Source organism: Streptomyces sp. NPDC005408, from assembly GCF_040606445.1.
Classification (GTDB): Bacteria; Actinomycetota; Actinomycetes; order Streptomycetales; family Streptomycetaceae; genus Streptomyces.
The window spans coordinates 24,977-48,958 of sequence record NZ_JBEXEX010000041.1; the positions used below are offsets into that span (position 1 = coordinate 24,977).

General features: G+C 68.9%; 18 protein-coding genes. 8 read left to right on the top strand and 10 right to left on the bottom strand.

The annotated features are described in order from the left end of the window. Nucleotides 1-51: 51 nt before the first annotated feature. Nucleotides 52-630 (top strand): dihydrofolate reductase family protein, encoded by a 579-nt coding sequence (locus ABZS64_RS29180; RefSeq protein ID WP_355835976.1) that lies wholly within the window; start codon nucleotides 52-54, stop codon nucleotides 628-630. A 45-nt stretch (nucleotides 631-675) separates the two neighbouring features. On the opposite strand, the gene ABZS64_RS29185 is transcribed toward ABZS64_RS29180, so the two are convergent. Continuing rightward, nucleotides 676-1,470: a GntR family transcriptional regulator gene (locus ABZS64_RS29185; RefSeq protein WP_355835979.1), complete on the bottom strand. Its 795-nt coding sequence runs from the start codon at nucleotides 1,468-1,470 to the stop codon at nucleotides 676-678. Further along, a complete protein-coding gene (locus ABZS64_RS29190) occupies nucleotides 1,467-2,000 on the bottom strand; it encodes a UTRA domain-containing protein (RefSeq protein ID WP_355835982.1) in 534 nt (177 codons plus the stop codon). The genes ABZS64_RS29185 and ABZS64_RS29190 overlap by 4 nt, the downstream gene beginning before the upstream one ends. A gap of 154 nt (nucleotides 2,001-2,154) precedes the next feature. Between ABZS64_RS29190 and ABZS64_RS29195 the strand changes: the two genes are divergently transcribed. The 4 genes from ABZS64_RS29195 to ABZS64_RS29210 are packed head-to-tail and all read left to right on the top strand — an operon-like array spanning nucleotide 2,155 to nucleotide 6,252. Beyond that, complete coding sequence (locus ABZS64_RS29195; protein ID WP_355835985.1) at nucleotides 2,155-2,559, top strand: ATP-binding protein; 405 nt, start codon at nucleotides 2,155-2,157, stop codon at nucleotides 2,557-2,559. Continuing rightward, on the top strand, nucleotides 2,560-3,684 hold the full coding sequence (locus tag ABZS64_RS29200) for an adenosylhomocysteinase (RefSeq protein ID WP_355835988.1): 1,125 nt from the start codon (nucleotides 2,560-2,562) through the stop codon (nucleotides 3,682-3,684). Nucleotides 3,685-3,693: 9 nt separating this feature from the next. Further along, entirely contained in the window at nucleotides 3,694-4,350 is a 657-nt protein-coding gene (locus tag ABZS64_RS29205) for an NUDIX domain-containing protein (RefSeq protein WP_355835991.1), read from the top strand. A gap of 33 nt (nucleotides 4,351-4,383) precedes the next feature. Next, a complete protein-coding gene (locus ABZS64_RS29210) occupies nucleotides 4,384-6,252 on the top strand; it encodes a TerD family protein (protein ID WP_355835994.1) in 1,869 nt (622 codons plus the stop codon). Between the two features lie 212 nt (nucleotides 6,253-6,464). Here ABZS64_RS29210 and ABZS64_RS29215 read toward each other — a convergent pair whose 3' ends face one another. Next, nucleotides 6,465-6,800 carry a PASTA domain-containing protein gene (locus ABZS64_RS29215; protein ID WP_355835997.1) on the bottom strand — a complete coding sequence of 112 codons (336 nt, stop codon included), beginning with the start codon at nucleotides 6,798-6,800 and terminating at the stop codon, nucleotides 6,465-6,467. A gap of 691 nt (nucleotides 6,801-7,491) precedes the next feature. Here ABZS64_RS29215 and ABZS64_RS29220 point away from each other — a divergent pair. Further along, the gene (locus tag ABZS64_RS29220; RefSeq protein ID WP_355836000.1) at nucleotides 7,492-8,448 is read left to right on the top strand and encodes a lytic polysaccharide monooxygenase; all 957 of its coding nucleotides are present in this window, start codon (nucleotides 7,492-7,494) and stop codon (nucleotides 8,446-8,448) included. 65 nt (nucleotides 8,449-8,513) lie between these two features. Here ABZS64_RS29220 and ABZS64_RS29225 read toward each other — a convergent pair whose 3' ends face one another. The 3 genes from ABZS64_RS29225 to ABZS64_RS29235 all read right to left on the bottom strand — a co-directional run bounded on the left by ABZS64_RS29225 (nucleotide 8,514) and on the right by ABZS64_RS29235 (nucleotide 13,979). Then, a complete protein-coding gene (locus ABZS64_RS29225) occupies nucleotides 8,514-9,389 on the bottom strand; it encodes an alpha/beta fold hydrolase (protein WP_355836003.1) in 876 nt (291 codons plus the stop codon). A gap of 157 nt (nucleotides 9,390-9,546) precedes the next feature. Next, nucleotides 9,547-10,527, bottom strand: a complete 981-nt coding sequence (locus tag ABZS64_RS29230) for a hypothetical protein (protein WP_355836007.1) — start codon at nucleotides 10,525-10,527, stop codon at nucleotides 9,547-9,549. Beyond that, complete coding sequence (locus ABZS64_RS29235; protein ID WP_355836010.1) at nucleotides 10,524-13,979, bottom strand: DNA polymerase III subunit alpha; 3,456 nt, start codon at nucleotides 13,977-13,979, stop codon at nucleotides 10,524-10,526. Before ABZS64_RS29235 ends, ABZS64_RS29230 begins: the two co-directional genes overlap by 4 nt. A gap of 153 nt (nucleotides 13,980-14,132) precedes the next feature. Here ABZS64_RS29235 and ABZS64_RS29240 point away from each other — a divergent pair, with 153 nt between their 5' ends. Beyond that, nucleotides 14,133-15,218, top strand: coding sequence for a DUF3533 domain-containing protein (locus tag ABZS64_RS29240; RefSeq protein ID WP_355836013.1), 1,086 nt, complete (start codon nucleotides 14,133-14,135; stop codon nucleotides 15,216-15,218). A 73-nt stretch (nucleotides 15,219-15,291) separates the two neighbouring features. Here the strand turns inward: ABZS64_RS29240 and ABZS64_RS29245 are convergent, their stop codons facing one another. After that, nucleotides 15,292-16,470, bottom strand: a complete 1,179-nt coding sequence (locus ABZS64_RS29245) for a S1 family peptidase (RefSeq protein ID WP_355836016.1) — start codon at nucleotides 16,468-16,470, stop codon at nucleotides 15,292-15,294. Between the two features lie 125 nt (nucleotides 16,471-16,595). Then, nucleotides 16,596-17,417, bottom strand: coding sequence for a slipin family protein (locus ABZS64_RS29250; RefSeq protein ID WP_355836078.1), 822 nt, complete (start codon nucleotides 17,415-17,417; stop codon nucleotides 16,596-16,598). Between the two features lie 199 nt (nucleotides 17,418-17,616). Between ABZS64_RS29250 and ABZS64_RS29255 the strand changes: the two genes are divergently transcribed. Beyond that, entirely contained in the window at nucleotides 17,617-18,483 is an 867-nt protein-coding gene (locus ABZS64_RS29255; RefSeq protein WP_355836081.1) for an alpha/beta fold hydrolase, read from the top strand. A gap of 121 nt (nucleotides 18,484-18,604) precedes the next feature. On the opposite strand, the gene fxsT is transcribed toward ABZS64_RS29255, so the two are convergent. Further along, nucleotides 18,605-22,546: an FxSxx-COOH system tetratricopeptide repeat protein gene (gene fxsT / locus ABZS64_RS29260; RefSeq protein ID WP_355836019.1), complete on the bottom strand. Its 3,942-nt coding sequence runs from the start codon at nucleotides 22,544-22,546 to the stop codon at nucleotides 18,605-18,607. Then, nucleotides 22,530-23,870 (bottom strand): TIR-like protein FxsC, encoded by a 1,341-nt coding sequence (locus tag ABZS64_RS29265; RefSeq protein WP_355836022.1) that lies wholly within the window; start codon nucleotides 23,868-23,870, stop codon nucleotides 22,530-22,532. Before ABZS64_RS29265 ends, fxsT begins: the two co-directional genes overlap by 17 nt. Nucleotides 23,871-23,982 lie beyond the last annotated feature (112 nt).

Consider the following 23,982-nt stretch of genomic DNA (forward strand, 5'->3'; position numbering starts at 1 on the left):
CCGTGACCGGCTGGTGGAACCCGAACCCTCACGACTCCAGCGAGGACCGCGATGCGAAAGATCATCCTGATGATGTCGGTGTCCCTTGATGGCTACATCGAGGGACCGGACCGCGATATCGACTGGCACATGGTCGACGACGAGCTGCACCGCTACTTCAACGATCAGATCAGGACGATGGGCGGCATCCTGAGCGGCCGCGTCACCCATGAACTCATGGCCGAGTTCTGGCCCACCGCCGACGCCGACCCCTCAACTACGGGACCCATGGCGGAGTTTGCGGGCATCTGGCGTGACATGCCCAAGATCGTCTACTCCCGCACCCTGGAGCGGGCCGACTGGAACACGACCATCGTGCGGGACGTCGTCGTCGACGAGGTCCTGGAACTCAAGTCCCAACCGGGCGGAGACCTGGCCCTCGGCGGCGCGGACCTCGCTGCGACCTTCATGGAGCACGACCTGATCGACGAGTACCACCTCTGCATCCACCCGGTCGTCATCGGCCGGGGCAAGCCGTTGTTCCCGGTCTCGGACACCAGGACCCCGCTCCGGCTGGCGGAGACACGGGCCTTCGGGAACGGGGTTGTGCTCGTCCGGTACGAGCGTGCTGGGGCTCCCTCGTCGGGCTGATAGTTGCGGAGACCGACCTCGCGGGCAGTATCGCCGCTGCGCTTCCTACGGTTCGCCCTGTCCCTCCGGGGTGAACTCGTACTGCAGCTCGTAGAGATGACCTGCTTTGACCATGACGGTGGCTTCGATGGGGCGGTCGTGGTCGCCGTACACCACCCGCAGGGTCCGGAGAACGGGCAGATCGCTGGGCAGTTGGAGTGCCATGTACTGCTCTTGCGTGGGAACTCGCGCGGAGATCCTGTCCACGCTCAGCCTGGGCGGGTATCCGAGTTCAGCGAGGAGTGTCGGCGTGCCGCCCTTGATCTTGCGGCGCTCCGTCATCGCGGTACCGCGGGCGATCTCCATGGGGTAGTAGGACGTGACCAGTTCCGCCGGTTCGTCGCCAAGCAGGAGCACCTGGCGACGCATCAGCGCCGTGCCACCCTCCGGAAGGTTCAAGGCGGCGGAGACGTCCGCAGGGGGCACCGCTTCCCCGACGTCGAGCAGTCGGCTCCGCGCCGGGGCGCCGTGCTTCGCGGCCTCGGTGAGCCAGCGGTACGGCGCACCTGCCTCCGCCGGAGCCATGTACGACGCAGGTCGCATCGTCCGCTGCCGGTGCTCGCGTACCGTCACGGCCGCACCTGCCCGTCCGATGACCAAACCCTCGTCCTTGAGGAGCTGCAACGCCTTCTGCACGGTCGCGTTCGAGGCGTCGAACCTGGCCTTCAGCTGCACGGTGGATGGCAGTTTGGCCCCGGGACCGAGGTCGCCGCTCATGATTTCGTCGCGCAGGTCGGCGGCGATCCGCTCGTGCAGAGAGCGGTGGTCGAACGCGTTCGCTTCGGTCGTGGGCACTGTCATCCGATTCTGATCTCGTAGCGCAGCCGCTGGCGGTCGGCGGGCATGGTCATCATGTCCACCTGAATCGGCTGGTCGTCGCCGTCCAGTGTGGTCCGTGTCAGCTGCAGGACAGGGGTGTCGGGCCCGGTCTGCAAGGCCTCTCGTTCCTCTGCGTGAGGCATGCGAGCGATCACGTCCTCGCGGACGCGTACGCCAACGTGCCCGAGCTCGGCGAGGAGCGTGACCGCGCCTCCGGGGATCTTGGCCGTCCCTGCCAGGCGAGTTCCGCGGGCGATGTCCAAGGGGTAATAGGTGTCGGTCAGTTCGCATGGCTGGTCGTCGAGGAACATCGTGCGCCGGCGCACGACGACCGCATCCCCTTCGGCGACCCCGAGCAGCATCGCCACTTCAGGCGGTGCAGGCACTTCGCCTGCGTGGACGATGCGCTGGCTGCCTCGCTTGCCCGCCTCGGCCCCCCAGGCATCGGGCTGCCCCTTCTCCCGTGGCGTCAGATACGGCATCGAGGTGCTGACCCAGTCGCTGGTGCCCACGGCGTCCTCCTGCGCAGGTGACGATCTACCGACCTTGCTGCTTTACACGGTAAGCGCATCACTCACCGTATCCACCTTGGGCAAGCTTGCTGCTTTTCGTGAATAGCAGTACGGTTCTGGGGAACCTAGAGCCCGGATCAAGGTGGTGTTCACCGTGCCTCTCTCACGGCAGCAGCGATTCCCCAGATCCCGCATCTCCGTCGGCGCTGCGCGCGCCTTCGTTGTCGGCACCGCCTCAGAGTGGGGCGTTGCCGATCGGCAGGACGACATACGGCTGTGCGTCTCCGAACTAGCCACGAACGCCCTGCTTCACGGAGTACCGCCGGGCCGGGAGTTCTGCGTGAAGCTGACCACGGACGGCGATCTCTTACGGATCGAGGTGCGGGACAGCGGTGACGGGCGCCCCGAGGTCCGTTCCTCATGCGTTCACGAGAGCACGGGACGTGGGCTTCGCCTGGTCAAGGAGCTGGCCGATGACTTCGGAGTCGTCGAGCACACCGTCGGCAAGAGCGTATGGCTCGCGTTCAAAATCCCGCCCGTATCAGAAGGAGCCCGCTGAATGGAAAACTTCGAACGCGCCCGACTCGACGCTTACTTCGGTCGTATCGCCTCGCGCTTCGCGCCCATCGAGCAGCCTGCCGCATTCCTGATCACGCACCTGCTGCCGGAGCGTCCGGCGTTCGTACGGGGCGTCGCGGGCGTGACCGAGCTGCGCTCGGTGTTACCCAAGCCGAAGTCCGTGCACGCCGAGGCGCTGCGCCAGATCGAGGCGGATGGGCACGCATGCGACACGCTGTCGCGTGAGCTGTTCGCCGACCCCGACCGCGCCGTGCGGTTCATCGAGACGCGCGCAGCAGGCCGCCCGGTCGTCCTGCTCGACGTGGGCGGCTACTTCGCCCCGTCGCTCGATGCCCTGTGTGACCGCTTCTCCGGCCAGATCCTCGGCGTCGTCGAAGACACCGAAAACGGCCACCGCCGCTACGCCGACCTCGACAAACTGCCCTGCCCGGTCGCCTCAGTCGCCCGCTCCCCGCTCAAGGACCCCGAAGACTTCCTCGTAGGACAGTCCGTCGTGTTCTCGACCGAGGCGCTCATGCGCAGCAGAGGTGACATCCTGCACGGCCGAACCGCGCTCGTGATCGGCTTCGGCAAGCTCGGTTCAAGCATCGCCCGCCTGCTGCACGCCAAAGGCGTACGAGTCGCGGTGTACGACATCGATCCCGTGCGCCGAACCCAGGCACTCTCCCAGGGCTTCACCGTGGCCCGCAACCGCGACGCCGGACTGACCTACGCCGGGCTCCTGTTGTGCGCGACCGGGGCCATCTCCCTGCGCGGCGAGGACTTCCCCCGACTGCGCAACGGCGCCTACGTCGCCACCGTGACCAGCAGCGAGGACGAACTCGAACTCGCCGGCCTGCCGGACGTGTACGAGCGCGCCACGATCGGCGAACACGTCACCCGCTACCTGACGACCGGCCACTACTTCTACCTGCTCAATGGCGGCAACGCCGTCAACTTCCTGCACGGCGCCAGCGTCGGGCCGTTCATCTTTCTCGTCCAGGCCGAGATACTCGCCGCCTCCACCGCACTCGCCCGAGGCGAACTCGACCCCGGCATGCACGAGATCAGCCCCACCGACCGCGCCGCCATCGCCGCGACCTGGCTCGACTACTTCAACCGATAAGGAGCACTCGTGCCCATCACACCCGGCCACATCCGCGAAACCCTCGACGACTACCTCGACACCCACCCCAACGAGAAATGGCAACTCGCGGTCATTCCCGAACTCCTCGACGCCGAGGCCAACCTCGTCTGCCGCAAAGAGTTCCGCGGCCACGTCACCGCCGGAGCGATCCTCGTCGACCCAGCCGGCCGCGTACTCCACGTCAAACACCGCGCCCTCAACCGTTGGCTCCTGCCGGGCGGCCACCTCGAACCCGACGACACCAGCCTCCTCGCTGCCGCTCAGCGTGAGTTGACCGAGGAAACCGGCATCACCGCCTCGGTCGTCATCCATGCCGGCCACCGCCCCGTGCACATCGACGCCCACCACATCCCTGCCAACCCCGCCAAAAGCGAACCGGAGCACAGGCACTTCGACTTCCGTTTCCTCTTCCGCACCTCGGCCGACGTCATCGAGCTGCAAACCGAAGAAGTCGCCGCACCCGCCTGGCGCCACACCGACACCATCGAGAGCGACACCCTGCGCAACCGCGTCCTCGATGCGCTTCGCTGTGCCACACCGCTCTGTTCACCGAGCGCTCCACCTCTTCGTGATCCAGCCCGACCGCCGCCACGCCCACTGGCACAGCCATCATCAAGAATGGGGACAAATGGTCATGCAGGTTGAAGGAGGGGTGAATATCGCACGATCCTTGCCGCTATGAGTCTCGCTCCCATCCCCAGCCATGTGCCCAACTTGCGTGACTACGCGTTCGACTGGGCGCTGGTGGACGTGGAGACCTCGGGCCTGGTGCCGCGCCAGCATCGCGTGCTGTCCGTCGCGGTCGTGACAATCGGCCCGGACGGCGACCAAACCGGAGAGTTCTCGACCCTGTTGAATCCCGGCTGCGACCCCGGGCCGGTGCACGTACACGGGCTGACCGCCGAGCGGCTGCAGGGCGCCCCGACCTTCGAGCAGATCGCTGGTCAGGTCGGGGCCATGCTTCAGGACCGCGTACTGGTCGCCCACAACGCGCAGTTCGACTACGACTTCCTCGCTCACGAGTTCGCCCGCGCGCGGATGTGGCTGCCGGTCTCCCAGCGGCTGTGCACCCTGGCGCTGAACCGGAGAGTGGACCCACCGACCGACGACCTGCGCCTTGGCACACTGGCTGCCCACTACGGTGTCCCGCAGCGCCACGCACACGATGCGCTGGACGACACACGCGTGCTGGCCGGCGTACTGCGCGCATCCCTCCGGGAGGCAGCCCGACTCGATCTGCCGTTGCCTCTCGTGAACTGTCCGCCGCGGCAGGACTCACAGTTCATGCCGAAGCCGCCCAAAACGCCGTGCGCCTTCCGCAATCCTGGACGGTTGCCTCCCGGCGGCCCGCTGACACAGGGCATGAAGATCGCCATTACTGGGGAGACCGCCACGTCCCGAGCCGAGCTGGTTGCCCGCTCAGTCGCCGCCGGGATGAACGTGATGTCCTCGGTCAGTCGGCACACCAGCGTGCTTGTGACCAACGACCAGGCATCAGGGTCCGCGAAGGCACGGCGCGCCCTTTCCGAAGGCGTGCCCGTCATCGATGAACACACCTTCCTCCGACTACTGGGCAACGTACGTTCAGGAACGCCGCACGAGCAGCAGCCCGCGAGCCCTCCGTCGGCCGAGTCGGCTCCGGCACAGACCACCGCTCTGGCGCCGCCAGAGAGGACGGCGCACGTTCCCGCCGCTCGCGGGCCAGAAGACGATGGTCACGCCCCCAGCCCGGCACCAGCGAGGAAGGAAGCGGGAGGACCGCTGGCGGGGCGACGCGTACTCGTGCTGGGCGGAACGCACCCGAACGCGGCAGCAGCCCGCGTACGAGTCGTAGAACTGGGGGGAGCAGCAGCTATCAATCTGTCTGCCAGTGTCACCGACGTAGTGCTCCTTGTCGGCGGTGACACCGACCGTCGTATGCCGCGGATCACCGCGCTCGAAATCCCCACCTATGACGCCAACTGGCTCGACGCACCCACCGCCGAGCCTCTCCTCCCGGCCGACCGGCGGCAGGCTCCGCATGTACTGCCGAGAGGGTGCGTGGTCGATCTTCCGGGCCAGATTCGGACTTCCCGATGGAACGTCACGGCCGCTTGGGCCCAGCAGACGACGTGCGAGATCGATCTCGTCGCGTTCATGGTCGACGAGGACGATCAAGTGGCGTGCGATGAGGACTTCGTCTTCTATTCAGTGCCGGAAAGCCCCGATGGCTCCTTGCGGCTCCTCACTGACGGGCCGACAGAGCAGACCATCACCGTCGACCTCGGCGCACTCCCGTCGGCGGTTCGTAAGGTCGTGATCGCCGCCGCCATCGACGGCACCCTGACATTCGGCGACATCGGCCCGATCCAAATCACGACGGGCCCGGGCAGCAGCGCGGCGCCTCTCGCCCAGGCCGCTCTGGACGCTGCCACTACGGAGCGCACCATGCTGCTCGGGGAGATCTATCGCCGCGGACCCGTGTGGCGCTTCCGCGCAGTCGGCCAGGGCTTCGACCACGGCCTCGACGCGCTCGCACGCAACTACGGAGTAGACGTCGAAGACTGACGGAATTCGGATACCAGGGCGGGCGGGATGCCCCCGGCATACGGGACAAGGTCTCCCCACACGCTGTGTGAGACGAGGCCAATCTGCGTGGCGCTGACTTCACTCACGCCACCGCACCCGCCAACTTGGGCCTCATCACCGACAGCACGACGGTTTGACCTCCCCACAGCACGATGCCCCGCCTCCGAGGCGGGGCATCTCACGCCCAGGCGCTACGGGCAGGTCTCGCTCAGCTTCACAGTGCCGAAGTCGAGTTCGGTGCTGGCCGGGATGGTCTTGCCTGCCGCGTAGTTCTGGTCGCAGACCTTCCAGTTTCGGTCGAAGACCTGCATCCGCCCGGCCCCAGTGTTGTCGTGGGAGGTGAGCAGGAAGAAGCCCTTTGCCTGCGCCGCGTCCTGAGCCTGCTGCAGCCCCATGCCGACGAAGTCTGGAACAGCGAGGGTCTCCTCGGCCGGTGCATCGGCCTTGGGTCGTCGGCGCTGCTCGCCGCGGGGGCCTGCGTGACGGTCTTCGTGGCGGCCGGGGTGGACGTGGCCGTGTCCTGGCATGCGGTGAGCGTCAGGCCGGCGGCTGCGAAGAGGAGCGGAGCGATGCAGCGAGTGTTCATGGTGCCCCCAAGGTGTGCGAAGAGGCAGCGACCATAGCGCTGGATGTGGGGCACGGCGGGCAGAGTTGCAGAACCGCGACAAACGGGGCCGCTTGAGAGTATCCGCAAACGATCGCCTGCGAGCTACCGCGGCCGACCTCGCTCATCCTGCACCGCTGTACGGCGTCACGCTGGAGCAGTACAACCAGATGGCCGGCTGGTGTCGTCACATGGAAGAGACATCGTGGATGTCCTCCGCCAGCACGGACACACCACCCTCGGCTCCTGGCTAGCGCACAACTTCCCCATTCCAGGTGGTGCACTCTGCTCGCTCGGGGAGCCACAAGGGGAGCCACCGCCGCCAACACGAGACGGTTCTCCCTGGACGGCTACGGACGATAACCGCCTCGGCCAGGGAGCCGACCCACTCAACGCCGCCACTTCCTGAGCCCCCTCTTACCCCCGCCTTAAAGCGACCATAAGGATCGCCATCACCCCCTCCCAACAGGCGATTTCCCCGTTCCGAGCGGCTAGCTTGCTGGTCGCCAGGGCCTGTTCGAACGGTCGGCGCCGATGGTCCTACGGGGGGCCGCGCCGCCCGTTCGAACTCGCCCCGGTCCCCCCATATGCCGCCGTTGAAGGAGTACGTCACCATGACCGCTCGCCGTAAGGTCGCCTCGGTCGCCGCCCTCGGGTTCGCGCCCCTCGTGCTCGCCGGGCTGGCTGCCGGGCCGGCCTTCGCGCACGGGTCGATGACCGATCCGGTCAGCCGGGTGTCCGCCTGTTTCGCCGAGGGGCCCGAGAGCCCAAAGACCGCGGCGTGCAAGGCTGCGGTCGCGGCCAGTGGGACGCAGGCCTTCTACGACTGGAACGAAGTCAACATCGCCAACGCCGCGGGCAATCACCAGCAGTTGATACCGGACGGCAAGCTGTGCAGCGCGGGCCGTGACAAGTACAAGGGGCTCGACCTGCCCCGGGCCGACTGGCCTGCCTCCACGTTCGCCTCCGGCAATCACACCTTCCACTACAAGGCGACCGCCCCGCACAAGGGGTCCTTCGAGCTGTACCTCACCAAGGACGGCTACGACCCGACGCAGCCCCTCAAGTGGTCCGACCTGGAGGCCAAGCCCTTCGCGAAGGTCACCGACCCCAAGCTGGTCAACGGTGAGTACGTCTTCGACGGCATCGTCCCGAACAAGTCCGGGCGGCACCTGATCTACTCCATCTGGCAGCGCTCGGACTCCCCCGAGGCCTTCTACACCTGCTCCGACGTGGTCTTCGGCCAGGACAACGGCAACTCCGGCGGTGCGCCCGCCCCGACCGCGTCCGCCCCCACCGACGACGAGATCGCGGACGGCTCCGACAAGTCCACCGTCGACCACGGCGGTCACGGGGGCGACCAGTCGGAGCACTCGACCGCTCCTGCCGCTCCCGTCGACAACGCTCCCGAGGCCAACGGCTCTGCCAAGCCCGCCGCCGGGACCGAAAACCTCGCCGAGACGGGTGGCGACAACAACACCGCGTACATCGCCATCGGCGGTGCCGCCGCCCTCGCCCTCGGCGCCGCGGTGATGTTCGGGACCGTCCGGCGCAACCGTCACAGCCGCTAGGCCCTGTCCGGCATACGACTGCGGTCCGTCCCCCGCCAGGGAGACGGACCGCAGTCGCGTGTCGCTCAGGAGAAGACGGACGCGCAGTTCGTCGGCGACGCATGCGCCGGGTCCAGCGCGTTCGCCACCTCGTGGTACGCGATCCGGTCGAACAGCCCTATCGCCAGATGCTCCGACAGGTCGACCGCACACAGGTCCTGCAGCAGCACATTGCGTACGTTCGCTCCGTCCAGGTACGCCGAGCGGTACGGAGTGACCACCTCGTCGTACCGGCTGGCGATGACGGTGTAGCGCACGCCGGGCACGGTGTCGCCGCCCGCGTTGAGCTTGGTGAGGAAGGCCGAGCCGGCCATCTGGTCAGCCAGCCCGGGGGTGGCGGTGCTGAGCAGATCCTCCGCGCCCGGGAAGTACGGGAGCAGCTTGGCGAAGCCGTTCAGCGTCGTCCCGTGGTTGTCGGGCGCGAGGCCGATCAGCGCGTTCACCTTGTCCGCCCCTCCCAGGAACTTGAGGTAGTAGCGCGGCATCATGCCGCCCTGGGAGTGGCCGACGAGGTCCGCCTTCGGCGCGCCGGTCGCGGCGAGCACGTTGTCGACGTACGTGTCGAGTTGTCCGGCCGACTTGTCGATCGGGCCGAGGCCGTTGAAGAGGGGCACGCCGGGGAGCTGCCCGTAGTCCAGGCTGAAGACGCAGTATCCGCGGTGCACCAGGTACGGAGCGAGGGCGAGCCAGTTGTCCACGGAGTTCCCGAAGGTGCCGTGGACGAGGACGACGGGGCGGGGGTGGGTGGCGGAGGGCTTGCAGGAGTAGTCGTTCCAGCCGCTGTGGGGAGCCGATTCGGAAGTGGCTGAATCGGCGGTGGCGGCGGCAGCGGGCGTGAGAGCGACAGACAGCGCCAGGAGTAAGGCGGCCAGCGGTCTGTGCGCACGTTTCCAAGGCAGCATCGAGCAGTCTCCTTGCGGCTCAAGGGAGTAGCGATGGCTGGTGCAATGGCTGGTTTTGCGGCTCGCTCATGTCAAATTACGCACGAGTAACCGAAGAATGGAAGTTACGCGCGGGTAAAAACTGAATACGTGTCAATAAGCCGCGTGTGTACAGGCGTCACGCGGCGAGTGAGCCCGGCACGACCGCCCGCGGTCCGAACCTCGCCCGCGCCCGGTCCGCCACCGCCTCGATCCGCCGCGCCCGTTCGTCCGCGGGGTCGAACGTCAGCTGCCGCGCGGCCCGTTCGACGGGTGTCAGGTCCTCCGCCCGCAGCGCGAGGCTCCGCACCCGGGCCCGCTGCAGGCCGAGCGACTCATGGATCCGGTACGCGACATCGGTGAGCGCCGCGGAGTGGGCGGTCGGCTCGCGCAGGGTGCGCGCCCGTGTGGTCGTGGACCGGTCGGCGTACCGCACGGTGAGGCTCAGCGAGCGGCACACCTGGCCCTCGCCGCGCATCCTCAGCCCCAGCTCCTCGGCGAGCGAGACCAGCGCCCTGCGGTGTCGTACGGGATCCAACTCGTCGCGTGAGAAGGCCCGTTCGGCGGCGATCGAGCGCGAGGCGGCGTTCGGGACGACCGTCGTACGGTCGATGCCGCGCGCCCGCTCCCACAGCTCCCGCCCGGCCCGCGCGCCGACGATCCGCTGGAGCACGGCGAGCGGGGCCTCGGCGACCCTGCCGATGGAGTCGAGGCCGTACGCACACAGGGTGCGGGCCGTCGACGTCCCGACCCCGTCCAGCGCGGCGACCGGTTTGCCGGCCAGGAACCCGGCCGTCTCGTCGTCCGTCACCACCAGGGTCGTCCCGGGCCCGGCCTCCCGCGCCGCCATCCTGGCCAGCATCGTGCTCGGGGCAGCCCCGATCGCGCAGTCCACCCCGCAGTGGGCGAGCGCCCGCACCCGCAGCAGCGAGGCGAGCTGGGCCGCGTCCCGGCCGAAGTACCGTTCGGCGCCGCGCACATCGATGAGCGCGGCGTCGGGCGGGAGCGCCTGCACGACGGGGCTGATGTCCTCGGCCAGGCCGAGCAGGGAAGGCAGAACGGCCTCGATCCCGCCAGTCCCGAACGCCGGGGGAAGCCGGAAGTGTACGTAGAGGATCATCCCGCGCTCCCCGGGCTCTGGTGCCACAACTTCCGCCCGGTGGGGGACCCTTCACCCGGTGGCTGGAGGTCCGCCCAGGGGTTCATCTCATAACCGGTCGACAGCTGGATACGGCGGCCACTGTCCGCCGGAGCCTCGGCCGACCCGTCCTCAGGAATCTCCGCCAGCCGCGCCGCGACCGCGTCGAGCCCTCCCGTACGCCGCAGTTCCACCAGTTCCGCCAGGTTCCAGGCCGCCGCGCCGACCACGCTGAGGCTGCGCGGCCCGCGCCGCTGCACCACTCCGCGTACCAGCAGCAGCCAGGAGTGGAAGACGGTGTGCGCGCACGCGGCGTGGCTGTCGTCGAAGAAGGCGAGGTCGACCAGGCCCGTGCCGTCGTCGAGCGTGGTGAAGATGACCCGCTTGCCGGACCGGATCGGCGGGGTCTGGGTGGCCGCCTTCGCGCCCGCGACCAGCACCGTCTGTCCGTGCTGTGCCGAGCGCAGCCGCTGCGCCGAGACCACTCCCAGCTCCTTCAGGAAGGCATGGTGATCCCCCATCAGGTGGCGGGACGCGTCCATGCCGAGTACGCCGAGCTCGGCGCTGAGGCGTTCCGCGTCGCCCAGGTCGGGGAGCCCGACCGGGGCGGTCTTCTGCCCGTCGCCCAGCGGGAGTTGACTGCCGTATGCGCCCGGACCCCGCTGCCCGCGGTGGAGTTCGGCGAGATGCAGCAGCAGATCGCGGCGGTTCGCGCCGAAGGCGTCCAACGCGCCGACCTGGGCGAGCCGTTCGGCGACCGGGCGGCCGGGACGGGAGCGCTGCCAGAAGTCCAGCAGGGAGGAGTAGGGCTGCCCGGCCTCGATCCGCGCGACCTCGGCCTCGCTGATGCCATGGACGTCCGAGAGCGCGAGCCGCAGGCCCCACCGGTCAGGAGAACCAGCCGGACCGGACACCAGTTCGATTCGATGAGCGGCCGCGGACCGGTTCACATCCAGCGGCAGCACCGGCACCCCGCGCCGCCGCGCGTCCGCCAGCAGCAGCCGCTTCGGATACATCCCGGGGTCGTGCGTGAGCAGCCCGGCGTAGAAGGCCGCCGGATGGTGCGCCTTGAGCCAGGCCGACTGATAGGTCGGCACGGCGAAGGCCACCGCGTGCGCCTTGCAGAAGCCGTACGAGCCGAAGGCCTCGATGATCTCCCAGGCACGGGCGATCACTTCGGGCGCGTACCCCTTCGCCTCCGCGAGCTGCGCGAACCAGACCTTGATCTTCCCCTGCGACTCGGGGTGGGAGAGCCCGCGCCGCACCCGGTCGGCCTCGTCGAGACCGCAGCCGGTCATGATGTTCACCATCTCGATGATCTGCTCGTGGAAGACGACAACTCCGTACGTCTCCTTCAGCGGGCCCTCCAGGTCGGGATGCGGATAGCGGGCGGGCGCCCGGCCGTGCCGGGCCTCGATGAACGGCCGCACCATGTCGGCGGCGACCGGCCCCGGCCTGAAGAGCGAGATGTCGACGACCAGGTCACCGAAGGTGGAGGGCTGCAGCCTGCCGACCAGATCCCGCTGGCCCGGCGACTCGATCTGGAAGCAGCCCAGCGTCTCGGTGGACTGGATGAGTTGATACGTGGCCGGGTCGTCCGGCGGCACCTGCTCCGGGTCGTCGAGGTCGAGCTCCTCCCCCGTCGTGCGCCGCAGCTCGGCGACCGCGTGCGCCATCGCCGACTGCATCCGCACCCCCAGGACATCGAGCTTGAGCAGCCCGAGGTCCTCCACGTCCTCCTTGTCGAACTGCGACATGGGAAAGCCCTCGCCGCTGGTGGGCATCACCGGCGTACGGGTGAGGAGCGTGGCGTCCGAGAGCAGCACCCCGCACGGGTGCATGGCGATCCCGCGCGGGAGTGCGTCCAGCGCCTCGACCAGCTCCCAGAGCCTGCCGTACTTGTCCTTCTCCGCCGCCAGAGAACGCAGTTCGGGCAGCTCCTCCATGGCTGCGCGGGCGTCGCGGGCGCGGATGTGCGGGAAGGACTTGGCGATCCTGTCGATCTCGGCCGGGTCCATGGAGAGCGCGGCGCCCACGTCCCGTACCGCATGGCGCACCCGATAGGTCTCGGGCATGGCGACGGTCGCGACCCGCTCCTCGCCGAAGCGGCCGATGATCGCGCGGTAGACGTCGAGACGGCGGGCGGACTCCACATCGATGTCGATGTCGGGCAGTACGGAACGCCGCTTGGACAGGAAGCGCTCCATCAGCAGACCGTGCTCGACGGGGTCGGCGTGCGCGATGCCGAGGAGATGGTTGACGAGCGACCCGGCGCCGGAGCCGCGTGCCGCGACCCTGACGCCCATCTTCTTCACGTCATCGACGACTTGAGCGACCGTCAGGAAGTACGAGGCGTAACCCCAGTGCGCGATGATGTCCAGCTCCTGGTGCATCCGCTCCCAGTACTCACGACGGCCGTCGTAGCCGCGCAGCACCATTCCGGCGGCGGCCCGGGAGGCCAGCACCCGCTGCGGGGTGCGGCGCCCGGCGCCGACCAGATGCGGCTCGGGGAAGTGGACGTTGCCGATCCCCAGATCGTCCTCGGGATCGATCAGGCAGGCGGCCGCCGTCTCCTCCGTCATGGTGAGCAGCCGGTGCGCGGTGTCGCGGCGGAAGCCGGCGGCTTCGGCGACCCGCTCGGCGATACGGGCCATCGCGGCCGGTTCCTTGAGCCAGCGCTCACCGCTGTCGAGGCCCTTGCGCGAGTCGACCGGGACCAGGCGGCGGGCCGAGTCGAGGACGTCGGCGACCGGGCCCTGTCCCTGGTCGGCGTACCGGACGGCATTGGTGAGCACGGCCCGTACGCCCTGTTCGGCGGCGAAGCCGAGGGTGCGGGCGGCCTGGCGCAGCGAGCCGGGTCCGGTGCCCTTGAGGCCGTGGTGCACGACCTCGAGGCGCAGGCTGTCGCCGTAGCGCTCCTGCCAGGGCACGAGCAGCTTCGCCGCGCGGTCGGGACGTCCCGCCGTCAGTGCCCGGCCGATCTCGGAGGCCGGTCCGAGCAGGACGGTCAGGTCATCGCCGTGGTTGTCGGCCCAGGGCAGCAGCGGGCTGCCGTCGTCCGCCGCATGGGCGGCGGTCACCAGCCGGCACAGCTCGGCCCAGCCCTCCCGGGACCGGGCGAGATAGACCGTACGGGGCGCGGACTCGTCCACGAACGCGCCACCGCGCACCGGGGTGCGCCGCCGCTCGGAGGGTCCTTCCTTGTGCGCCCGCTCCCCCACCGCGAGGTCGACGCCGAAGAGCGGCCGCACCCCCACGCCCTCTTTCGCGCAGGCCTTGGCGAAGCGGACCGTGCCCGCGACGGTGTCGCGGTCGGTCAGCGCGAGGGCGTCCATGCCCCGCTCGGCGGCGCGCTCCGCAAGCCGCTCCGGGTGCGAGGCCCCGTACCGCAGGGAGAACCCGGAAACGGTGTGCAGATGCGTGAACCCGGGCACCTGCACCTCCTGGATCAGTCCGTCTCACCTCCCCCGCTTCCACCATAGACCACGTTTCGAACATTCGTACGATACGTATCGCGCGCATGCCCCCTCAGCCATTCGGCCCCGTCCCACCTGCGTGAATACCGGGCGACACGGAGCGTGGGGGCCATGACCCAGACATCCGACAGCCCACGCAAAGGCTTCATCGACGAGTTCAAGGACGCGGTGAGTGTGCGGGCGACGGTCCTGGTCATCGGGGTGCTGGCGCTCCAGCTCGCCTTCATCACGTCGTACATCGGCGCCTTCCACAAGCCGAAGCCGCACGAGATCCCGCTGGCCGTCGTCACGCCCGCGGCACAGATCACCGACCAGGCCGTACAGCGGCTCGCCGCGCTGCCCGGCGATCCGCTCGACCCGCGCGCCGTCAAGGACGAGGCGACAGCGGTGCAGCAGATCAAGAACCGCGACGTCGACGGGGCGCTGATCGTCGACCCGCGGGGCGCCGCGGACAGACTGCTGGTCGCCACCGCATCGGGCGCCTCGCTCGCGCAGGCCCTCGTCGAGGTGATCGGTGCGACGGAGAGGGCGCAGCGGCGCACCGTGGCCGTCGTGGACGTGGTCCCGGACGCCGGCGGCGACGCGCGCGGGCTCTCCTCGTTCTACCTGGTCATCGGCTGGTGCGTGGGCGGCTATCTGTGCGCCGCGATCCTCGCGATCAGCGCGGGCGCGCGGCCCGCCAATACGGCGCGGGCCCTGATCAGACTGGGCGCGCTGCTGCTGTACTCGATCGCCGCGGGCCTGCTCGGTGCGGTGATCGCGGGCCCGGTCCTGGACGCGCTGCCTGGCAGCATCATGGCCCTCTGGGGCCTCGGCACGCTGCTGGTCTTCGCGGTCGGGGCGATCACCCTCGCCTTCCAGGGCCTCGCGGGCATCGTCGGTATCGGTCTGGCGATCCTGCTGGTGGTGGTCCTCGGCAATCCGAGCGCGGGCGGGGCGTATCCGTATCCACTGCTGCCGACGTTCTGGCGGGCCATCGGACCCGCGCTGCCGCCGGGGGCCGGCACCTTCTCGGCGCGTTCGATCGCGTACTTCAAGGGCAACGGCATGACCGGCCCGATGCTGGTGCTCGCTGCGTGGGCGGCGGGAGGGGCGCTGGTCACGCTGGCGCTGGCGATGCTCCGCGGCCGGACACCGACGACGGTCGGCCCGGACGTGACGGTGGGCGGCGGCACCGCGGCGGGCCCTCTCTCGTAAAGCCCGGGGCTCCGCCCCGGACCCCCGTATGCGACCTTCGGCCGCATACGGGGGCTTGGAGGCTTGCCGCCAATTAACCGATCTCGGCGCCGAACACTGAAAGCGCCTCCGTCACCGGCTGGAAGAAGGTCTCGCCGCCCGAGGTGCAGTCGCCGCTGCCGCCCGAGGTGAGACCGATCGCGGTGTCGCCCGCGAAGAGCGAGCCGCCGCTGTCACCCGGCTCGGCGCAGACCGTGGTCTGGATAAGGCCGTTGACGATGTCGCCGTTGCCGTAGTTCACGGTGGCGTCGAGCCCGGTGACCTCGCCGTCGTGCACCTGCGTGGTCGAGCCGCTGCGGGTCACCTTCAGGCCGACGGTGGCGTCGCCCGCCTTGGTGATGGGCTGCGTGCTGCCGTTGTAGAGGTTGACCTCGCTGGGGTGCGCGACGTCCGCGGTGTACTTCACCAGACCGAAGTCGTTGTCCGGGAAGCTGGAGTCCGCGTTCTGGCCGATCTCGTTGCCGCTGCTGTCGGACCAGGTGGAGATCGCCTCGGTGCAGTGACCGGCCGTGATGAAGAACGGCTGGCCGTCCTTGACGACGTTGAAGCCGAGCGAGCAGCGGCCGCTGCCGCCGGTGATCGCGTCGCCGCCCGCGATGAAGGGCTTGAACTCCCCCGCGGACTTCTTCAGTTCGGCCTTGCCTCCGAGGGTCTTGACGACCTGGCTGAGCTTGGTCCACGCCGCGCCCTTGACCGTACGGTCGGCGGTGACGACGACCTTGTTGGTGACCGGGTCGACGGCCCACGAGGTGCCGGGGATGGTCGCCTTGGTGGTGAGGGTCTGCCGGGCCGACTTCAGCTCGGCGAGGGTGTTCTCCACGATGCGGGCCTTGCCGCCCGCCTTGCGTACGGACTCGGCCGCCTTCTCGTCGAGAACGTTCACGATGAGCGACTTGGCGTCGGCGTCGTAGTACGTGCCGGCCGCGTCGGCGCCCAGGTCCTTGCTCAGCGTGGACGCGAGGTTTCCGGCCGCAACCGCCGACAGCGTCTTGGCGGCGAACTGCTCAGTGTTGTCACTGGCGTTCGCACTCTGGAAGGTGACGCCCGCGGCCACCAGGGCGGCAACCGCGCCGCCCGCTATCGCCGCTTTTCTCTTGGGTATCCGTCGGTGCTTCAACATCGACCTCCTGTGGGGGCCGTGTCCGGGCAAGTGGGGTGCCCTGACACGGAGGATGGGGAGCCCACTATTCCGATACCGACTGGTAGCACACAAGGTCGACTTCAGGACGGGCACACGACAACACAGGTGCGTTCACAGTGCCTTCACAGAATGCGTTCACACTGGTCGATTCCGATTGCGAACACCGCATGCACCGGCCCATGGGCAGGGCGTAAGGACTAGTCCTGTCCAGTTTTCGACTGCGTCGGACCGGAATCGGACGGCGGCAGCGGCGGCCCGGGCTGCTGGGCACGCTCGAGGAAGCGCAGAAGCTCCACCGGGAACGGCAGCACCAGCGTGGAGTTCTTCTCCGCCGCCACTGCGACCACGGTCTGGAGCAGCCGGAGTTGAAGGGCAGCGGGTTGTTCCGACATCACCCCGGCTGCCTCAGCCAGCTTCTTGGACGCCTGCAGCTCCGCGTCGGCGTTGATGACCCGGGCACGCCGCTCACGGTCGGCCTCGGCCTGCCGCGCCATCGAGCGCTTCATCGTCTCCGGCAGCGACACGTCCTTGATCTCCACCCGGTCGATCTGCACACCCCAGCCGATCGCCGGACTGTCGATCATCAACTCCAGCCCCTGGTTGAGCTTTTCGCGGTTCGACAGCAGATCGTCCAGATCGCTCTTGCCGATGATCGACCGCAGCGAGGTCTGCGCCATCTGCGAGACCGCGAAGCGGTAGTCCTCCACCTGCACGATGGCCTCGGAGGCGTCCACAACCTTGAAATAGATCACTGCGTCGACACGCACCGTCACGTTGTCCCTGGTGATGCCGTCCTGCGCGGGCACCGGCATCGTCACGATCTGCATATTGACTTTACGGAGCCGGTCCACGAACGGGACTATCAGCGTGAAACCCGGGCCGCGTACGGCGGATCGGACCCTTCCGAGCCGGAAGACCACACCCCGTTCGTACTGCTTCACGACCCGGGCCGCCGCCATCACATAGACGACGCCCGCGGACGCGACGGCCGCTGCGGCCGCCACCAGTGCCTCTACCATCACGGCCCCCTGGGGTGCGATGTGGACGCGCATGCACGTTCCTCTTCGACGGTAACCCTCAAATGACGTCAAAGGGAGTCCCGGTCGGGGCCCCTGATGGGTAATCATCGAACCGGTGGGGAATGCCTGGCTCACCATGTCTGCACAGGACACTTACCGGCACGGACAGGCATGTACTACGGAGGGGGGCGCGGGAGTGCTGCGACGTCGGGTGCGCGCGACGGACGGGCGGCATCTGATGGTGGAGCGGCTGGGAGATCCGCGCGGCAGGCCCGTCTTCCTGCTGCACGGCACCCCCGGCAGCCGGCTGGGCCCGGCGCCGCGCGGGATGGTGCTGTATCAGCGCGGCACCCAGCTGATCGCGTACGACCGCCCCGGCTACGGCGGTTCGGACCGGCTGGCGGGCCGAAGTGTCGCCGATGTGGTTCAGGACGTACGGGCGATCGCCGACGAGCTCGGCCTGGATCGCTTCGCCGTGGTGGGCCGCTCGGGCGGCGCGCCGCACGCGCTGGCCTGTGCGGCCCTGATGCCGGAACGGATCACCCGCACCGCCGCGCTGGTGACGCTCGCGCCCAGGGACGCGGACGGGCTCGACTGGTTCGAGGGCATGGCCGCGTCGAATGTCCTGGAGTTCACGACCGCCTCCGACGACCCGGCGGGCCTGATCAGGCGGTTCATCCGGCGCTCGGCCGAGATCAGGAAGGACCCGATCCGGCTCCTCGACGATCTGCGCAGGGAACTGACGGATTCCGACCGGATGGTGGTGGCGGATGCCGGTGTCAGGTCCATGCTGCTTCGCAACTACCAGGAGGCGCTGCGCACTTCGGCGTACGGATGGATCGACGACGCGCTCGCCTTCTGCAGTCCGTGGGGATTCGACCCGGCGGACATCAAGGGGCCGGTGATGCTGTGGCACGGCGAGAAGGACGTGTTCTCGCCGGTGGGGCACTCGCGGTGGCTGGCGCAGCGGATTCCGGGGGCGACGGCGGTGCTGGAGCCGGCGGCGGCGCACTTCGATGCGCTGAGGGCGTTGCCGCGGATTCTGACGTGGCTGCTGGCGAACTGACTGGGGCAAGCCCCCAGACCCCGTATGCGACCTTCGGCCGCGTGTCCTCAAACGCCGGACGGGCTGAAACTCAGCCCCGCCGGCGTTTGAGGCGCGGGGGTCCGGGGGCGAAGCCCCCGGGTCAGACCGCCAGCGGCTCCAGGTCGCGATGGACCCGGCGTTCGTCGCGGGCGATGCGCGTCAGCGCATGGTCCTCGCCCAGCAGCCGCTGCAGCTCCTCCACCGTCTCCGCCCGCAGCTGAGCCGACTCGTCCTTGCGGCCGAGCAGGCCGAGCGTGACCGACATGTTGGACGCGATGCCCAGCACCTCCGGATGGTGCGGCCCCAGCACCTCACGCAGCCGGGTCACCGTACGCTGCTCGATCTCCAGCGCCTCCTCCAGACCGCCCAGATCCGCAAGGGCGTTGGCCAGGTTGATCGTGCCGTACAGGGCGTGCGGATGGCTCTCGCCCAGGACCTCACGCATCGTCCTGGACACCTTCAGCAGCAGCGCTTCCGCGGCCTCCGCATCGCCGCAGCCCCACAGGAAGATGCCCAGGTTGTTGCTGGCGGCTAGAGCGTACGGATGCCGCTCCCCCGGCACCTTCCGGTACTGGTCGACGACCTCCTGCGCCAGATCCCGCGCGGCTACCGGCTCACCCGCCGCGAACAGGTCGGCCGCCAGATTCAGGTCGCAGGCGAGCGAGTCGGGGTTGGCCGAGGTGTACTTGGCGCGGTAGCGGTTGCGCGTGGCCGTGGTCAGCCGCCGTGCGTCCTCGAGACGGCCTGCCCTGCGGAGCGAGACGGCGAGGCTCTTGGCCGCCGCCAGCGTGCCCGGGAAGGTCCGGCCCAGCTGCTCCTTGTAGAGCTCGTAGGTGCGGCTGAGCAGCGAGACCGAGTCCTCGTACCGTCCGACCTCCCTCAGGTCCCGCGCCAGGTTCATCGCGGAGGAGAGGGTGTAGGGATGCTCCGGGCCAAGGACCTCGGTGCGCCGGTCGAAGACCTCCTGGTCGATCTCGCGCGCCCTGGCGTACTGGCCGACCATGCGCAGATTCAGCGCAAGGTTGTTGGCGGCCGCGAGCGTGCGCGGATGGGACTCGTGGAAGATCTGGCTGAATCCCTCGTGCGCCTCGGTGGCCAGCTCCATCGCCCTGCCGTACTGGCCGAGGGTTCCCAGGTCCATCGCGAGACCGCTGGTGGTCATGTACGTGTGCGGATGGGAGGTTCCCAGGACGGCCTGCTGACGCTCCAGGGTGACCTCGTCCAGTTCCTTGGCCTCCACATAACGTCCTTGTGAGCGAAGGATGTTGGAGAGGTGGAAGCGGAGGTAGAGGTACTGGAGATCGTCGTTGCCCAGCATCTCCCGCCAGCTCTCACGCAGGTCGTCGGCGAGCGTGTAGGCGGTGTTCAGATCGCCGCGCTTCCACAGATAGCGCACGCGGTCGATCATCAGCCGACGTGTTTCCGGCTCCTTGCAGAACCGGGCCTCGGAGGTACCGAGATGCGGCCAGATGGTCGCGAACCGCGGCCATGTCTCGGGGTTGTCGATCGGCTCGTCGTCGTCGGGCCGGGCGCCCGCGAGAACCCGGTGGACGGCGTGCCGTGCCTCCTGCTGCTCCTCCTCGGTCAGCTGGGCCCGGATGACCGCCTGCACAAGACGGTGCACCTGGATGGAGTTGGAGACCTGGTCGACCTTGGCCAGCGCGAACCGGCCGATCTCCCGGATGACCCGGCCGAGCACCAGCTTTTCCTGAAGGGCGGCGTCGTACGGCTTGAGCGCGTCGATCATCTCCTTGCTGTAGAGGAGGTTCGCGGATATCGGCTCGGGCGCGAAGAAGGCGCAGAGCTGGAGAAGGCGTACCGCGGCCGGTGAGCGTTCCTTGAGCCGCTGGATGGAGACGTTCCAGGTCGCGGCGACCGGCTCGGGGTAGCCGGCGGGCTGGTTGAGTGCGAGAACGCTCGCGGCCTGTTCCTTGAGCTGTTCCAGATACGCGGCGACCGGTGTGGCTGTCTCCGCGATCCAGGCCGCGGCCTGTTCGACGGCGAGCGGCAGATCGCCGACAGCGGTGGCGACCTGGTCCGCGTCCTCGATGGTCAGCCCGCGGGCACGCCGCCGGAGGTGCTCGATGGACTCTTCCCGCAGGAATACGTCGACGGGCAGCGCGTCCCCGTACTGCGACCAGGTCTGGTTCCTGGAGGTGACCAGGATGTGCCCGGGCCCCTGGGGCGGGAAGTACCTCTTCAGCTGCTCGGGGTCGTCGGCGTTGTCGAAGACCAGCAGCCAGCGCGAGGACGGCACTCCGCGCCGCAGTAGATCGATGGCCTCCTGGGATGCGGCCGCCATGTCCTCGCCGCCCTGGGCGCCGAGGCGTACGGCGAGTTCGGCGAGGCCCGCGACCACGTCGTCCGGCTGCTCGGAGGAGATCCACCACACCAGGTCGTAGTCGGCCATGAAGCGGTGGACGTACTCCAGGGCGACCTGGGTCTTGCCGACGCCGCCGAGACCGTACAGCGTCTGCGGCTGCGGCAGCACCGCGGCCACCGCCATGCCGCCGCCGAGCTGGTCGCGCATCCGCTCGAGTACCACCGAGCGTCCGGTGAATCCGGGGTTGCGGGGCGGCGCGTTCCAGATCTTGGGCACGGTGCCGGGGAAACGCGGTCCTGGCGATGTGCTGTCGGGCAGCTGGACCGGGCGGTCGAGTGCGCGCAGCAGCGCGCTGGTGGCGTGCACCTCGTCGAGCCGGAAGAGGTCGACCGGGTTGCGGTCGATGTAGGGGGTGGTGAGTCTGACGTCGCCGACCCGGATCGGCAGCAGGTGGTGGCGGCCGCCCCCGGGATCCTCGGCCGCGGCACGCGACCAGACCTCCACGGCCCGGGAGGACTTGAGATATGCGCTGGACAGCAGCACGACGGTACGGGCGGCGTTCTCGGCGGCGAGTTCGTCCGCATCGGCCGGGTCCCGCTCGGCCGATACATCGCGCGGCACAACCCGGAAGCCGGCACGGCTGAGCTGGTACTCGACCCAGTCGGCCCACATGCGGTTCTCGGCCACATAGCTGAGGTAGAGGTCGGCGGGCAGAGCGGGGCGGCGGCGGGTGAAGGCGTCCCTGATCCGGAGCCTGACCTCTTCGCCGACCGCGGGCATCGAAGTGATCCGCTGCTCGGTGACGACCGAGGTGAGCCGTTCGAAGGCGGAGAGCAGGGAGTTGGTCAGGCCCGCTTCGTCGCCGAAGGTGGCCAGGGTCTCCTCGTACGCGTAGTAGGGCCGGTACGGGATCTCCACCGCGCCCCAGTAGGCGGTGAGTTCCTCGCCCGCGAGGCCGTTGGGGAACCGGTCGAACTTCAGCCGGGCCAGGGCCCGTCCGGCGTCCGCCTTCTCCTTCTCGCCCTCGTCGATCCGCATCGGGACGGGGTAGATCTTGATGCCGCGGCCGCCGTAGCGCTCGTCGATCTGCCGGGCGACCGCGGCCGCGCCGTCGATGGACTGGTCGCTGAGGGTGAAGCAGTCCACGAGGACGTCGGGCAGATGGACGGTGCAGATGTCGGCGATGTCGCTCAGGCCGGTACGGCTGTCGATGAGGACGTAGTCGTAGTTGGCCTTCATGTCCTCGCGCAGCGCGTCGAAGAAGTGGCCGCCACCGAGCCGGTCGTAGAAGTTGTCCCAGTCGAAGGTGGAGACGGTCGCGGAGTACTCGCGGTTCTGCTTGCCCGCGGAGACGAAGTCGAGCGTGCCCCCGTCGGGGAACTCCCAGCCCAGGTTCTCGGGTGTGAGTGAGACGGCATGGGGCTGGATACGCGCGTAGTCACGGTGCCAGTCGTCGCGGCGCGGCTCGGGACTCGTCGCCGCCCAGGCGTACTCGGTGATCAGATCGATGACCCCGGTGGTGGCTCCGAGCGTGGAGGGGTCGAGGAAGGGATGGAAGAAACGGTGCAGGCCGGGGGCTTCCAGGTCCCAATCGACCGCCAGGACGCGCTTGCCGTTCGCGGCGAGGATCCAGGCCACGTTGGCCAGGGCCATCGTACGACCCGTACCTCCCTTGTACGAATAGAAGGTGACGATGCGCCCGTCACGACTGGCTGTCATCCGTGTCCTCCGCATCGGGGGCGATTCCACGCGAGTTCGGAGCGTAGTGAGTGGTGCCGTACTCGGCCATCGGGCCGCGCAGCCGGGGCCGTTCGGAAGAGCGGGCTCCGGGTGGCGGGGGCGCCGCGGGCGGGAAGACTTCGGCGTGCCGCAGATACTCCTGGGCGGCCGACTCCACCACCTGCGGCAGGATCTGGCCGAAGGCCTCCATGCTGAGCACACCTCTGGCGGCGGCCCGGCTCGCGGCCCGGCCCTGGCGCATCTGATGCGGCATGGTCCGCTCCAGCTTCTCGACGAGCTCGGCCTCGGACACCCGGCTCTGCGGGTCGTCGCGGTTCCAGGGGACGATCACGCTCACCCAGGGGCGCGGCTCCGCGTCGAAGGCGGCGAGGCGCTGACGGCGGTCGTCGTCCTCCAGGGCCCAGCGGTCGACGAGAAGTATCTCGGGCCGGGTGGGCGGCTGGCCGGCGTCGGGCGGCGACTCGTGGTCGAACGAGGAGACCGTTGCCTGGTAGTTGAGCGAGCGCACCAGGTCCTGGGCGACGTACGCCAGCGGTCTCGCGGAGTCCGGATGGTACGGATTCCAGTCCTGGGACTGCTTGCCGTAGTAGTCGGGGGCCCGGCCTTCGGGCAGGTCGTGGCTGGTCGGCGCGGCGACCGTCACATGCATCGGACGGGGGCCGCCGGTGGGCTTGCCGAAGGCGCTGGGCGCCTGCCGGTAGTCGACCGGGCTGCCGGAGCCGACGCGCGTAGTGTCGGCGACGCTGACGATGCGTTTGGCGAGTTCATAGACGGCAGCCTCGTACTCCTCTGCGAATATCCGGAGTTTGATCAGTCCGTAGAGTCCGTCGGTGAAGTAGCGGTCGCCGAAGGCGCGGTGGTTGAACTGCAACCGCTCGGCGGGGCCCGGCAGTTGCTCCGGCGGCATCGGCACCCACAGCGCGGGCACGATGGCCTCGGCGGGCCGGTTGCTCTTGGCCTGGTGGTAGATCGCCCGCTGGGCGAAGGCGTACCACTCCTTGCCGCACATCTCACTGGCGAAGTAGCGCGGCGAGAAGAGCGGGACGAACACCCGGCAGGTGGCCAGAACTTCACCCAGCCGCTCCGACCAGCCCTCCCCCGAGCGGATCTCGCGGTCCATGAACCCGGCCGGCGCACCGGCAGGCAGATCGGTCATGGCCATCACATGGCCGCACAGATCGCGGAAGAGCCGCTCCACCCACATGTCCGGATCCGGACCCCCTGCCCCGTACCTCGGCGTATGCGCATAACTCAAGAAGAAGTACGGCCGATGGTCTGCCGCTCGCTGCGCTGAATCAGACACACGACCCCCGTCCTGTGTGAACGCCCGACCTCACACCCGGCATCGTTGCGAGATGCGAGCTAATTAATCATTCCGGAGCCCGACACACTCCATCCCCCCGACGTTCAGTCAA

Coding starts and splice junctions, on each gene's coding strand:
- ABZS64_RS29180 (WP_355835976.1), top strand. CDS start 52: ATGCGAAAGATCATCCTGATGATGTCGGTGTCCCTTGATGGCTACATC.
- ABZS64_RS29185 (WP_355835979.1), bottom strand. CDS start 1,470: ATGACAGTGCCCACGACCGAAGCGAACGCGTTCGACCACCGCTCTCTG.
- ABZS64_RS29200 (WP_355835988.1), top strand. CDS start 2,560: ATGGAAAACTTCGAACGCGCCCGACTCGACGCTTACTTCGGTCGTATC.
- ABZS64_RS29210 (WP_355835994.1), top strand. CDS start 4,384: ATGAGTCTCGCTCCCATCCCCAGCCATGTGCCCAACTTGCGTGACTAC.
- ABZS64_RS29215 (WP_355835997.1), bottom strand. CDS start 6,800: ATGCCAGGACACGGCCACGTCCACCCCGGCCGCCACGAAGACCGTCAC.
- ABZS64_RS29220 (WP_355836000.1), top strand. CDS start 7,492: ATGACCGCTCGCCGTAAGGTCGCCTCGGTCGCCGCCCTCGGGTTCGCG.
- ABZS64_RS29225 (WP_355836003.1), bottom strand. CDS start 9,389: ATGCTGCCTTGGAAACGTGCGCACAGACCGCTGGCCGCCTTACTCCTG.
- ABZS64_RS29230 (WP_355836007.1), bottom strand. CDS start 10,527: ATGATCCTCTACGTACACTTCCGGCTTCCCCCGGCGTTCGGGACTGGC.
- ABZS64_RS29240 (WP_355836013.1), top strand. CDS start 14,133: ATGACCCAGACATCCGACAGCCCACGCAAAGGCTTCATCGACGAGTTC.
- ABZS64_RS29250 (WP_355836078.1), bottom strand. CDS start 17,417: ATGGTAGAGGCACTGGTGGCGGCCGCAGCGGCCGTCGCGTCCGCGGGC.
- fxsT (WP_355836019.1), bottom strand. CDS start 22,546: ATGACAGCCAGTCGTGACGGGCGCATCGTCACCTTCTATTCGTACAAG.